This window comes from Stutzerimonas kunmingensis, from assembly GCF_021432085.1.
Taxonomy (GTDB): domain Bacteria; phylum Pseudomonadota; class Gammaproteobacteria; order Pseudomonadales; family Pseudomonadaceae; genus Stutzerimonas.
Window position 1 is genome coordinate 4,188,511 of record NZ_CP090366.1, and the last position, 12,534, is coordinate 4,201,044.

11 protein-coding genes are annotated in these 12,534 nt (G+C 66.3%); 4 read left to right on the forward strand and 7 right to left on the reverse strand.

Annotation, left to right across the window (positions count from 1 at the left end; translation table 11 throughout):
• Positions 1 to 228: 228 nt before the first annotated feature.
• Positions 229 to 2,202, forward strand: a complete 1,974-nt coding sequence (locus LW136_RS19985) for an AAA family ATPase (protein WP_234173823.1) — start codon at positions 229 to 231, stop codon at positions 2,200 to 2,202.
• 44 nt (positions 2,203 to 2,246) lie between these two features.
• Here LW136_RS19985 and LW136_RS19990 read toward each other — a convergent pair whose 3' ends face one another.
• Entirely contained in the window at positions 2,247 to 3,323 is a 1,077-nt protein-coding gene (locus LW136_RS19990) for a GlxA family transcriptional regulator (protein ID WP_234173825.1), read from the reverse strand.
• A gap of 111 nt (positions 3,324 to 3,434) precedes the next feature.
• Here LW136_RS19990 and LW136_RS19995 point away from each other — a divergent pair, with 111 nt between their 5' ends.
• Positions 3,435 to 4,712, forward strand: coding sequence for a tetratricopeptide repeat protein (locus LW136_RS19995; protein ID WP_234173826.1), 1,278 nt, complete (start codon positions 3,435 to 3,437; stop codon positions 4,710 to 4,712).
• A gap of 37 nt (positions 4,713 to 4,749) precedes the next feature.
• Here LW136_RS19995 and LW136_RS20000 read toward each other — a convergent pair whose 3' ends face one another.
• The 4 genes from LW136_RS20000 to LW136_RS20015 all read right to left on the reverse strand — a co-directional run bounded on the left by LW136_RS20000 (position 4,750) and on the right by LW136_RS20015 (position 7,760).
• On the reverse strand, positions 4,750 to 5,367 hold the full coding sequence (locus LW136_RS20000; protein ID WP_234173828.1) for a TPM domain-containing protein: 618 nt from the start codon (positions 5,365 to 5,367) through the stop codon (positions 4,750 to 4,752).
• Between the two features lie 18 nt (positions 5,368 to 5,385).
• Positions 5,386 to 6,129, reverse strand: a complete 744-nt coding sequence (locus tag LW136_RS20005) for a TPM domain-containing protein (protein WP_041015212.1) — start codon at positions 6,127 to 6,129, stop codon at positions 5,386 to 5,388.
• Positions 6,126 to 6,734, reverse strand: a complete 609-nt coding sequence (locus tag LW136_RS20010; protein WP_031297351.1) for a LemA family protein — start codon at positions 6,732 to 6,734, stop codon at positions 6,126 to 6,128. The genes LW136_RS20005 and LW136_RS20010 overlap by 4 nt, the downstream gene beginning before the upstream one ends.
• A 105-nt stretch (positions 6,735 to 6,839) precedes the next feature.
• The gene (locus LW136_RS20015; protein WP_234173830.1) at positions 6,840 to 7,760 is read right to left on the reverse strand and encodes a LysR family transcriptional regulator; all 921 of its coding nucleotides are present in this window, start codon (positions 7,758 to 7,760) and stop codon (positions 6,840 to 6,842) included.
• A gap of 100 nt (positions 7,761 to 7,860) precedes the next feature.
• On the opposite strand from LW136_RS20015, the gene LW136_RS20020 reads away from it, so the two are divergent.
• Positions 7,861 to 8,874, forward strand: coding sequence for a zinc-binding alcohol dehydrogenase family protein (locus LW136_RS20020; protein ID WP_234173831.1), 1,014 nt, complete (start codon positions 7,861 to 7,863; stop codon positions 8,872 to 8,874).
• Position 8,875: 1 nt separating this feature from the next.
• Here the strand turns inward: LW136_RS20020 and LW136_RS20025 are convergent, their stop codons facing one another.
• Positions 8,876 to 10,099 (reverse strand): CaiB/BaiF CoA transferase family protein, encoded by a 1,224-nt coding sequence (locus LW136_RS20025; RefSeq protein ID WP_234173833.1) that lies wholly within the window; start codon positions 10,097 to 10,099, stop codon positions 8,876 to 8,878.
• Between the two features lie 130 nt (positions 10,100 to 10,229).
• Positions 10,230 to 11,411 carry an acyl-CoA dehydrogenase gene (locus LW136_RS20030; protein WP_077682169.1) on the reverse strand — a complete coding sequence of 394 codons (1,182 nt, stop codon included), beginning with the start codon at positions 11,409 to 11,411 and terminating at the stop codon, positions 10,230 to 10,232.
• A 174-nt stretch (positions 11,412 to 11,585) separates the two neighbouring features.
• Between LW136_RS20030 and LW136_RS20035 the strand changes: the two genes are divergently transcribed.
• Positions 11,586 to 12,527, forward strand: a complete 942-nt coding sequence (locus LW136_RS20035) for a LysR family transcriptional regulator (protein WP_234173835.1) — start codon at positions 11,586 to 11,588, stop codon at positions 12,525 to 12,527.
• Positions 12,528 to 12,534: the final 7 nt, after the last annotated feature.

The following is a 12,534-nucleotide window of genomic DNA, read 5'->3' on the forward strand; positions in this document are numbered from 1 at the left end:
ACCTGCTCTCCGTTCGTCGCGTAGCCGCCCCCATGGTGGCACTTGCCGTATTCTCGCCGGCTATCGGAGTCTGCCGAGCCGAGACACAGTCGGGCATATAAATCGCATCCAACACATCCGAACTGTGGCGCGCCATGCAAATGGCGCCGCGGGGTTTCCCGCGAACAACTGTGGTCCGCCTCCTGGCGGTGGTTTGTCGAAACGTCGGGTTTCCCGATTGGATGTGAAATGAAAACACCCCGTCTGCTACAAGGTCGCCGCGGCCCTGTACTTTTTATTTTCCTGCTCCTGCTGATCGCCGCCAGCGTCGCCTATTGGCAGTTGCGCCCCAGCGCCCCGTCGACGCCAGCCACTGGCGCGGCGGCGAGCATGCTCGAAGCCTTGCAGGACTCCACCGAGCCCTGGCAGGCCAATCGCCGCGATCTCTCGGTGCTGATGAACGATCTGCGTGGCGCCAGCATTGCCAGCGCCGCATTGGGTAAGGATGCGGTCTACGTCAGCCTGCACGAGGGCCTGCGCTACTGGGTGCCGGACCAGTCCGGACGCGTCGCGAGACTGCTGCTCGAGCAGTACGCGCAGAGCAGCAGCGAGTTGTTCCCGTTGGCGATGTTCCAGACCGACGCGGAAAAGCCGTTTTACAAGATCCTTCTGCCCTACTCACCGATCGCCCTGCTGCTGATCGGCGCGGCGGTGTTCTTCGCCATGAAGACCCGTAGCTTTGAAGTCCAGCGAAAAGGCAGCGGCGTGACCTTCGCTGATGTCATCGGCGCCGCCGAGGCCAAGCAGGCGCTCAGCGACGTCACCGCCTACCTGCGCGATCCGGCCGCCTATGCCCGTCTCGGCGCCCGCCCGCCCAAGGGCGTGCTGCTGACCGGCGAGCCCGGCACCGGCAAGACCCAGCTGGCCAAGGCGCTGGCGAGTGAGTCGAATGCCAGCTTCATCCAGGTCACCGGCAGCGACTTCTCCTCGATGTATTTCGGTGTCGGCATCCAGAAGGTCAAGGCGCTGTTCCGCACCGCCCGCAAGCAGGCGCCGTGCATCATTTTTATCGACGAAATCGACGGCATCGGCAAGCGCGCCGAGCAGACACGTTCCAGCGATGCCGAGAGCAACCGCATCATCAACCAGTTCCTCGCCGAGATGGACGGCTTCGATGGCGCCGCTGGCGTGCTGGTATTGGGCGCCACCAACTTCCCCAACTCGCTCGACCCGGCGCTGGTGCGCGAAGGCCGCTTCGACCGCTCGATCGCCGTCGGGCTGCCCGGCCTTGATGACCGCGAAGCGCTGTTCCGCCTGTACGCCGGCAAGATCACTGCCGCGGCGGGTCTGGATTTCCCGCAACTGGCGCGCAACACCGTCGGCCTGACGCCGGCCGCGATCGCCTACATCGTCAACCACGCCGCGCTGCTGGCAGCGCGCGGCGGGGCAAATCAGGTCGAAATGGCCCACTTCGTCGATGCCGTGGAAACCTGCCGCATCGGCGAGCAGCCATCCGGCGTGACGCCGATGTCGCCGACCGATCGCAAGCGCATTGCCGTGCACGAGGCTGGCCACGCGCTGGTCGCAGCCGCGCTGAATGTCGGCCGGGTGGAAAAGGTCACCATCCTGCCGCGGGGTCAGGCGCTGGGTGTGACGCTGGTAACGCCGGTGGAAGACAAGCGCCTGCACATGTATTCCGAACTGCGCAATCGCATCCAGATGCTGCTGGCCGGGCGCGGCGCCGAGCAGCTGTATTTCCACGAGGTGTCGTCCGGCGCCGGGCAGGATCTGCAGGAAGCCTCGAAGATCGCCCTTTCCATGGTCGGCGCCCTCGGCATGGGCCCGCGCGGCTCGCTGTTGAGCCTGCAGGCCGTGCGAGACGCGCATCTGGACAGCGATCCGCGAGAAGCGCTGGAAGCGGCCGATGAGCTGCTGCAGCAGCTCAATCAGGAGTGCCTGGCCCTGCTGCAGCGATTGAAACCGGCGCTCGACCACATCACCGAGCGCCTGCTCGCGGTGGAAACCGTGCCTGGAGAAGAGGTGCTGGCGGCCATCGAACGGTTGCCCGTGCACCATCACGAAGCCAGTGTCAGCTCGATCATCGGCCATGCGCTGAACAGCATCGACCGCGTCGCGGCCAGCGCCATGGACAGCACCGACAGCTTCGAACTGTCGCCGGTGGTATCGAGCGAGCCGGAAGACGACGGCCCGACCCGGCTCTGAGCCGGAGGGCGTAACGATCCCGGCGGACGGCACATCCGCTGGGATCAGTGCACGGCCGGCGCCACCTGCTGCAGCGTGGCGATGCCGTCCAGGCGCCGCGACAACACGCCGAAACGTCGCCGGTATTGCGCCGGCGTGAGGCCGACCTTGCGCCGGAACAGTCGACCGAAGAAGCCGGCGTCCTGATAGCCGACCTCCCAGGCGATCGCTTCAACCGACAGCTCTCCGCTTTCCAGCAGTTGCTTGGCCTCCTCCAGCCGCAGGGTATGGATGTAATCCAGCGGCGTCAGTCCCGTGGCCAGGGCGAAGCGGCGCTGAAAGGTCCGCTCCGGCAGCCCGCTGATGCGCACCATGGCGCTCACCGGCGCCTCTTCCTCGTAATGCTGCGCGGCCCACTCCTGGCAGCGAGCGATCACCGGATCAGCCAGCTGGCCGGTGCGCATCATCGCGGCGTAGGCCAGCGGGCTGGTCGCGTCCCAGTCGAACAGGTTCAGCCGCGCCACCTCCATCGCCTCGCGCGCACCGACGAAACGGGCGATGAGAAACAGCCCCAGCGCATGCCAGCTGCTGCCACTGCCAGACATCACCAGGCGCTGGCCGACGCCGGTGCTGACCAATGCCTTGTCCGGATGCCAGCGCACGTCCGGGTATTCGCGACGCAGGCAATCGCAGTAGCCCCAGTGCGAAGTCCCTTCGCAGCCGGCCAAGAGCCCGGTACGCGCCAGCAGCATCGCCCCGGAGCAAGCCGCCGCCAGCGTCGCGCCGGCCGCATAGCGCTCGCACAGCCATTGCGCCTCGGGCGCGTAGCGATCATCGAGCGGCTCCCAGGGGCTGACCGCCAGGTTGCTGACGATCACCACGTCGGTAGGCGGTGCGTCGTCCAGACTGGCATAAGGGTGGACAGGGATATCGTTGTAGACCCGCAGCGAGTGTCCGTCGCGGCTGACGATCAGCGGCAGGAAGGGCGACGCCACGTCGGCGCGGTGCAGCAGTTGCTGCCAGTCGCGACGGGCACCCAGCAGAAGATCGTAGAGGCCGAACAGCGTCGAGGCCGTACTGTCCGGCGTCGCCAGCAGGGCGACGGTCAGCGGCGGGCGTTCGGCGATCTCTGAGCGGGCCATGGCGGAAATAGCCGGTTTGTTTCCAGGATGACTGGGGTCCAACGTAAGCCAAACCCCGAGTATGGGCGCGTTGGCCGATGCCAACGAACCGGACTCATGGAGCATAGAACAATGAAAGACGCACACGGGCACCAACTGACCGGCTGCAATAGCGAGGCGCAGGCCCTGCTCGATCAGGCGCTCGCGCAGTTCCGCTGCCTGCACGCCGAATCGCTGGCAACCACCGAAGCCACACTGCAGGCCTCGCCGGAACTGGTCATGGGCCATGTCCTGCAGGCCTGGCTCTACCTGCTCGGCACCGAGGCGGCCGCCCTGCCGGTGGCCCGCGCCTCGTACGAGCACGCCCTGGAGCTGCCGCACAATGACCGCGAGGCCCGCCACCTGCAGGCGCTGCGGCAACTGCTGGATGGCCGCTGGCACGCCGCCGGACGCGTGCTGGAAGACCTCAGCATCGACTATCCCCACGACATGCTGGCGCTGCAGGCGGGACAGCAGATCGACTTTTTCACCGGCGATGCACGCATGCTGCGCGACCGCATCGCCCGCGTCCTGCCGGACTGGTCGCTGGAAGTGCCTGGCTACCATGCGCTGCTCGGCCTGTACGCGTTCGGACTGGAAGAGACCGGCGATTATCGGCTCGCCGAACGCTATGGCCGTGAAGCGATCGCGCTTCAACCCGACGACGCCTGGGCGCAGCATGCCGTCGCGCATGTGCTGGAGATGCAGGGGCGGCGCGAGGAAGGCATCGCCTGGATGCGCGGCAACCCGGCCTGGCAGCAGGACAGCATGCTGGCGGTGCACAACTGGTGGCACCTGGCGCTGCATCATATCGAACTGGACGATTGCGATACTGCGCTGGCGCTGTTCGATGGCCCGGTGAATGGCCGACAGAGCACCCTGGCGCTGGAGCTGATCGACGCCAGCGCACTGCTCTGGCGGCTGCAACTGCGTGGCGTGGATGTCGGCGAACGCTGGGCGGGCGTGGCTGAGCGCTGGGCAGCGATGGCAGCGGACGGCAACTATGCCTTCAACGACTTTCACGCTGCGATGGCCTTCGCCAGCGCCGGCCGCGATGACCTGCTGGGCCTGCTGCGCGAAGCCCAGCGACGGGCATGCGCGCGGGACGACGACAACGCACGTTTCACCAGCCAGATAGGCGCTCCGGGCGTCGAGGCGGTGGTGGCGTTCGTCGAGGGCGACCACGGGCGATGCGTGGAGCGGCTACGGGCGATCCGCAATCAGGCGCAGCGTTTCGGCGGCAGTCATGCACAGCGCGACCTGGTCGACCAGACACTGATCGCCGCGGCCGAGCGCGGCGGTCAGCAGCGCCTTGCGCGCGCCCTGCAGCGCGAGCGCCAGCTACTTGCCGAACAACGGCGCATGCAGTGAAAGGATGGCGCCCACGGGCGCCATCGCTGCTGGAGAGTTAAGGCAACACCACCAGCCGGTTCGGCAGTTCGTTGCGTTCGTGGGTCTTCGGCACATGCTGCGCCAGCAGCGCCTCACTGGCTTCGATGCAGCCAAGAAAGCCTTCGAGCACCTGGCCCTGCTTCACCCGATCGGTGAAGCAGGCGACGACAGACTCCCATGCGGCATTGTCGATGCGGCTGGAAATGCCGCGGTCGACCAGAATCTCCACATAGCGCTCTGCTTCGGAGACGAAGATCAACACGCCGGTGTCGCCTTCGGTGTGATGCAGATTGAGTTCGATGAACTGACGCCGCGCCAGATTGCAGGCACGCCAGTTGCGCACCGAACGGGGGATCAGATGGCTGGTCAGCGCCGGCATGCGGAACATCACCGCAAGCACGATAAATGTCGCCCACTGCACGAGCAGCAGCTGCCATGCGCCAAGCCAGCCACTGAAGAACAGCAGCGCTCCGGGTAACAGCAGCGCGATCAGGCCGGCCCACAGCAGCGGGATGTAGTGGTAGTCGTCTGCCTGCGCGGCCAGCACCGTGACCAGCTCGGCATCGGTGCTGCGCTCGACGCGCTCGATCGCTTCGGCTACCTGTTGCAGTTCGCTTTCGCTCAGTAAGGTCATCGTTCATCCATCATTGATTTACCAGCCGCCGGAAGCGCCACCGCCGCCGAAACCGCCGCCGCCCCCACCGAAGCCACCGCCGCCGAAACCACCACCGCCGCCCCGCCCCATACCGCCAAGCAAGGCGCCCAGCAGCAAGGCACGACGACCGCCACCGCGGCCACCGCGCCCGCCGCCGATAACGAAGATTGCTACCAGCATGAGGAAGAAACCGAGAATCCCGAGGCCGCCGGGTTGCTCCTGCACCATCGGCATCACCGGGCGCAGCTCGGCCGGCAGCGGGTCACCGCCGAGCACGGTGACGATCGCCTCCGCACCTTCGGTGATCCCGGCCGTGAAGTCGCCGCGCTGGAATGCCGGCGCGATGATCCGGTTGATGATGACCGAGGACTGCGCGTCGGTGAGCCGGCCTTCCAGACCGTAGCCGACCTCGATGCGAATCTTGCGATCATCGCGAGCGACGATCAGCAGCGCACCGTTGTCCTCGCCCTTCTGGCCGATGCCCCAGGTACGGCCAAGCTCCAGACCGAATTCCTCGATGCTGCGCCCGCCCAGGTCCGGCACCGTGACAACGACAACCTGCTCACCGGTCGCCTGCTCGTGGCCGGCCAGCATGCTGGTCAGCCGCGCCTCGGCCTGGGTGTCGAGCAGCTCGGCACGATCGACCACGCGCCCGGTCAGCTCCGGGACCTCGGCTTCCTGGGCGACCAGGCTACCGGCCCAGAGCAGCAGGATCAGCAGCAGCGGAAACCTGGAGGTCATTGAAACTGCACTTGTGGCGCTTGCTCGGCATTCTCGGCGGTAGCCTCGAAGTTCTCGCGAATCGGCATGTCGCTGTACATCAGGGTGTGCCAGATGCGACCGGGGAAGGTTCGAATCTCGGTGTTGTAGCGCTCGACCGCGGCGATGAAGTCGCGACGTGCCACCGCGATGCGGTTCTCGGTGCCTTCGAGCTGCGATTGCAGGGCAAGGAAGTTCTGATTGGATTTCAGATCCGGATAGCGCTCGGATACCGCCATCAGCCGGCTCAGAGCGCCGGTCAGCTGGTTCTGCGCCTGCTGGAACTGCTGCAGCTTCTGCGGATCATCGAGTGTGCTCGCATCGACCTGAATCGACGTGGCCTTGGCCCGCGCCTCGACCACGGCGGTAAGGGTTTCCTGCTCCTGACGGGCGAAGCCCTTGACCGTCTCGACCAGGTTGGGAATCAGGTCGGCACGGCGCTGGTACTGGTTCTCCACCTGCGACCAGGCGGCCTTCACCTGCTCGTCATAGGTTGGGATGTTATTGACCCCGCAGCCGGCCAGAAGCCAGGACAGGAGGACGACAACCGTCAGTTGCCAGGTGTAGCGAAAACGCTGCGTATGCATGATGCGCTTGTCCATTCTGTTAACCAGTACTCAGATAAGAATAGCCAAACGCCATAAGAGTTCAGGCGCGAACAAAAAGCTCACAGCTCGAGCATGAATAACGGTCTAAATGAGATGCCAGGGGGCGCGCGCCAACAGCGCCTTGCAACGTGTCTGCAGATGTCCATGCAGCAGCCGCACCGGCTTGCTCAACTGCGCGCGATGGGCGCAGAGCAGGCTGAGTGGCGCCGCCTCGCCAAGGCAGTCCGGCAGCAGCACCTGTAGACGGCCCGCGGCCACGTCGTCGGCGATATCCAGCCAGGACTTGTAGGCCAGCCCGCTGCCGGCCAGCGCCCAACGTCGCACCACGTCGGCATCGTCGCTGACCCGATCACCGCTGACCTGCACGGTGCGCCCCCGGCGGCCCTCCTGAAAACACCAGCGGTCGTGCACGCGTCCGGCGAGCATGAAGCGCAGGCAGTTGTGCCCGGCCAGTTCGTCCAGCCGCTGCGGCGCGCCGTGGCGCTGCAGGTAGGCCGGCGCAGCGCACAGCACCCGGCGATTGCCAGCCGCCACCGGCAGCGCCACCAGGCTCGAATCCTGCGGCTCGCCGTAACGCAGGACCAGGTCCACCGGCTGACGGAACAGATCGGTCAGCCCGTCGCCCAGCAGCAGGCGCACCTGCAACTGCGGATGACTCGCCTGGAATTCGTCGAGCCACGGCAGCAGCACGTTGCGCCCGAAGTCCGATGGCGCCGACAGCTGCAGCACGCCGCTGATCGCCTCGCGCCCGCCAGCGAGCGTCTGGGCGCCCTCGTGCAGGCTGGCCAGTGCCGCCCGGGCATGCAGCAGATACGCCTCACCCTCGGCAGTCAGGCGCAAGCTGCGGGTGGAGCGCACGAACAGTCGCGCCCCCAGGCTCGCCTCCAGGCGCTTCAAGGCCGCGCTGGCCACCGCCGGCGACACGTCGAGCGTGCGCGCGGCCGCGGAAAGGCTGCCGCTGTCGGCGGTACGGACGAACAACTGCAGGTCATCGATACGGAGCATTTTCAATATCCGATTGAAAGAGCCTCGCTTATCGCCCCGTTTTTCTTCCGAGTCAAATAGCTGAGCATGCCCTCCCACCGAACCCATACGGAGCAACAGCATGAAAGCGGTCGCCTACTTTGAATCCCTTGCCATCGACGATCCCCGCGCCCTGCAGGACGTGGAACTGCCCGAGCCGGCACCCGGCCCGCGCGATCTGCTGGTGGAGGTGCGCGCCATTTCGGTCAACCCGGTGGATACCAAGGTACGCCGCAACACCCAGGCAGAAGCCGGGCAGCCGAAGGTGCTGGGCTGGGACGTGGCCGGCGTGGTGGTCGGGGCGGGCAGCGAGGTCAGCCTGTTCAAGGTCGGCGACGAGGTGTTCTACGCCGGCTCCATCGCCCGCGCGGGCGGCAACAGTGAACGCCATCTGGTGGACGAGCGCATCGTCGGACGCAAGCCGCAGAGCCTGAGCTTCGCCGAGGCCGCCGCGCTGCCGCTGACCGCCATCACCGCCTGGGAGCTGCTGTTCGAACGCCTGCAACTGGTGGAGGGCCATGGCGCCGGGCAGCAGCTGCTGATCGTCGGAGCCGCCGGCGGCGTCGGTTCGATCATGCTGCAGCTGGCCCGTCAGCTCACCGAGGCCAGCGTGATCGCCACCGCCTCGCGTCCGGAAACCCAGGCCTGGGCGCGTGAACTCGGCGCGCACCATGTCATCGACCATAGTCAGCCGTTGCACGCCGAGCTGCAGCGCGCCGGTTTCGCCAGCGTCAGCCATGTCGCCAGCCTGACCCAGACCGATCAGCACTTCGATCAGCTGGTCGAGGCGCTGACGCCGCAGGGCCGCCTGGCACTGATCGACGATCCGGCCCAACCGCTGGACGTGATGAAGCTCAAGCGCAAGAGCCTGTCGCTGCACTGGGAACTGATGTTCACCCGCTCACTGTTCGAGACGCCGGACATGATCGAGCAGCACCACCTGCTGCAGCGCGTCAGCCAGCTGGTCGCTCAGGGCGTACTGCGCACCACCCTCGGCGAGCACTTCGGCACCATCAACGCGGCCAATCTGCGCCGTGCCCATGCCCTGCTGGAAAGCGGCAAGGCCAAGGGCAAGATCGTGCTGGAAGGTTTCTGAGCTAGATGACGCCGGCCGCGCGCAGGCCAGCAATCTGCTCGTCATTCATGCCCAGCAGGCGCTGCAACAGCGCCTCGCTGTGTTCGCCGAGCAGTGGCGGCGGCATGCGGTAATCCACGGGTGAAGCGGACAGCCGCAGCGGGCTGGCCACCTGCGGCACGTGGCCGGCCAGCGGATGCGGCATCTCGACTTTCAGCCCGCGATGCTGCACCTGTGGGTCGCCGAACACCTGCGCCAGGTCGTTGATCGGCCCGCAGGGCACGCCAGCCTGCTCCAGTGCACTGACCCATTCGGCCGTAGTGCGGAACACCGTGACCTGGCGAATCAGTGGAATCAGTTCGGCGCGATGGGCGACCCGCGCGCGATTGCTGGCGAAGCGCGGATCGTCCGCCCACTCCGATCTTCCGGCCACCTCGCAGAACTTGCGGAACTGACCGTCGTTGCCGACGGTGAAGATGATGTCGCCATCGGCAGTGGGGAAATCCTGATAGGGCACGATGTTCGGATGGGCATTGCCCATGCGTTTGGGCGCCACGCCGGTGGTGAGATAGTTGAGTGCCTGGTTACCGAGGCAGGCGACCTGCACGTCAAGCAGCGCCGTATCGATATGCTGGCCTTCGCCGCTGCGTTCGCGATGTGCCAGCGCAGCGAGCACGCCAACGGTGGCGTACAGGCCGGTGAGGATATCGGTCAGCGCCACGCCGACCTTCACCGGCCCGGCGCCCTCCTCCGCATCGCTGCGGCCGGTCAGGCTCATCAGCCCGCCTAGGCCCTGGATCATGAAGTCGTAGCCAGCACGTGTGGCGTAAGGCCCGTCCTGGCCAAAACCGGTGATCGAGCAATAGACCAGCCGCGGATTGATCGCCTTCAGGCTTTCATAATCCAGCCCGTAGGCGGCGAGCCCGCCGACCTTGAAGTTCTCCAGCAGCACATCGCACTGCGTCACCAGCTCGCGGATGATGCGCTGGCCCTCTGGCCGGGTGAAGTCGACGGTCAGCGACTGCTTGTTGCGGTTGGCGGTCAGGTAATAGGCCGCCTCCGAGGTGTTCTCGCCGTGCTGATCCTGGAGATAGGGCGGGCCCCAGTGGCGGGTATCGTCGCCGGTGCCGGGGCGCTCGACCTTGATCACCTCAGCGCCAAGATCACCGAGGATCTGCCCGCACCAGGGCCCGGCGAGCACGCGCGACAGGTCGAGAACGCGGATATGGGACAGGGCGCCGGGCATGGAAAACCTCACAGGCTATTGGAAGGTGAAAGCACCCTCGCCCGGTAGGAGAGGGCCGGGGTGAAGGAACCATGAGCAGTGCCAAGCGCCCTCACCCCCAGCCCCTCTCCCAGAGGGAGAGGGGAGCAGTTCAGAAGAACGCCTGAATGCCGGTCTGCGCGCGGCCGAGGATCAGCGCGTGCACATCGTGGGTGCCCTCGTAGGTGTTCACCACCTCCAGGTTGACCAGGTGCCGGGCCACGCCGAACTCGTCGCTGATGCCATTGCCGCCCATCATGTCGCGCGCCATGCGCGCCACGTCCAGTGCCTTGCCGCAGCTGTTGCGCTTCATGATCGAGGTGATTTCCACCGCGGCGGTGCCCTCGTCCTTCATCCGGCCGAGGCGCAGGCAACCTTGCAGGGCCAGGCTGATCTCGGTCTGCATGTCGGCCAGTTTCTTCTGGATCAGCTGGTTGGCCGCCAGCGGCCGGCCGAACTGCTGGCGGTCGAGCACGTACTGGCGCGCGGTGTGCCAGCAGAACTCGGCGGCGCCCAGCGCGCCCCAGCTGATGCCGTAGCGGGCACTGTTCAGGCAGGTGAACGGGCCCTTCAGCCCGCGCACGTCGGGGAAGGCGTTCTCTTCCGGGCAGAACACGTTGTCCATGACGATCTCGCCGGTGATCGAGGCGCGCAGGCCGACTTTTCCGTGAATCGTCGGGGCGGACAGCCCTTCCCAGCCCTTTTCCAGCACGAAGCCGCGAATCTCGCCGGCGTCATCCTTGGCCCAGACCACGAAGACATCGGCGATCGGGCTGTTGGTGATCCACATCTTGCTGCCGGACAGGCGATAGCCGCCGTCGACCTTTTTCGCCCGGGTGACCATCGAGCCAGGGTCGGAGCCGTGGTTCGGCTCGGTGAGGCCGAAGCAGCCGATGTATTCGCCGCTGGCCAGCTTGGGCAGGTACTTCTGCCTGGTCGCCTCGTTGCCGAACTCGAAGATCGGCACCATCACCAGCGAGGACTGCACGCTCATCATCGAGCGGTAGCCCGAATCGATGCGCTCGACCTCGCGGGCTATCAGGCCGTAGCACACGTAGTTCAGCCCGCTGCCGCCGTAGGCTTCGGGAATGGTCGCGCCGAGCAGGCCGGTCTCGCCCATCTCGCGAAAGATCGCCGGATCGGTGCGCTCATGGCGGAAGGCTTCCAGCACCCGCGGCGCCAGCTTGTCGGCGGCGAACTGCGCGGCGCTGGCCTGCACCATGCGCTCTTCCTCGGTCAGCTGCTGGTCGAGCAGCAGCGGGTCGATCCAGTTGAAGCTTGCTTTGCCGGCCATTCGGGAGGCTCCTCTTGTTGTCTTCGGCACCGCGGGCGCGGGGCGGGATGAGCTGATCCTAGGCGCCGCAACGGTGCGTCGCAAACGAGGATTTCGCACCAAACTGTGCGTTTCACTCACTCCGAGATAAGCTCATTGGCCATCGTCAGGCTTATCCCGTGAGGTCTTTGCATAATGCGCCGCAAGATTCCCAGCACCGCCGCGCTGATCGCCTTCGAGGCCGCCGCCCGTCACGAGAGCTTCACCCGCGCAGCCGACGAGCTGGCGCTGACCCAGAGCGCCATCTGCCGACAGATCGGCGGGCTGGAGGAATTCCTCGGCCTGGCGCTGTTCCGCCGTTCGCGACGCGGCGTGAAGCTGACCGCCGCCGGCCAGTCCTACGCCCGCCGCATCGCGGCGCAGCTGGACGCGGTGGAGCGCGACACGCTGTCGGTGATGGGCCAGCAAGGCGCGATGAGCCTAGAGCTGGCCGTGGTGCCGACTTTCGGCACCCAATGGCTGGTGCCGCGCCTCAGGCATTTTCAGGCGCTGCATCCGGAGATCACGGTGAACCTGACCAACCGCACCCGGCCCTTTCTGTTCGCCGATACCGAGTTCGATGCTGCCATCTACTTCGGCGATGCCGACTGGTCCGGTACCGAGGCGCACTACCTGATGCCCGAAGACCTACAGCCAGTCTGCAGCCCCGCCCTGCTGCGCGACGGTCAGCCGTTTACGACCCAGGCCCTGGCCGAACTGCCACTGCTGCAGCAGACCACACGGCCTTATGCCTGGCGGCAGTGGTTCGATTCGCTGGGGCTGAAAGTCGCCCGCGACATGACCGGCCCGCGGCTGGAGCTGTTCTCCATGCTGGCGCAGGCGGCCGAGCATGGCATGGGGGTGGCGCTGATCCCGCCGTTCCTGATCCAGCGAGAACTGGCCGAGGGGCGGCTGGTGCTGGCGCATCCGCACGCCTATCGCAGCGAGACGCGGGCGTACTACCTGATGATTCCCGAGCGCAAGGTGGAGTCGGCTGGGCTGGTCGCGTTCCGGGACTGGTTGAAGGAGCAGGCGAGGGTTTGGAGGGGGCAGGCTCCTAACGAACTCATTGCCGCCCCAAGAGAATCAGGCAGCTAACCTTAAT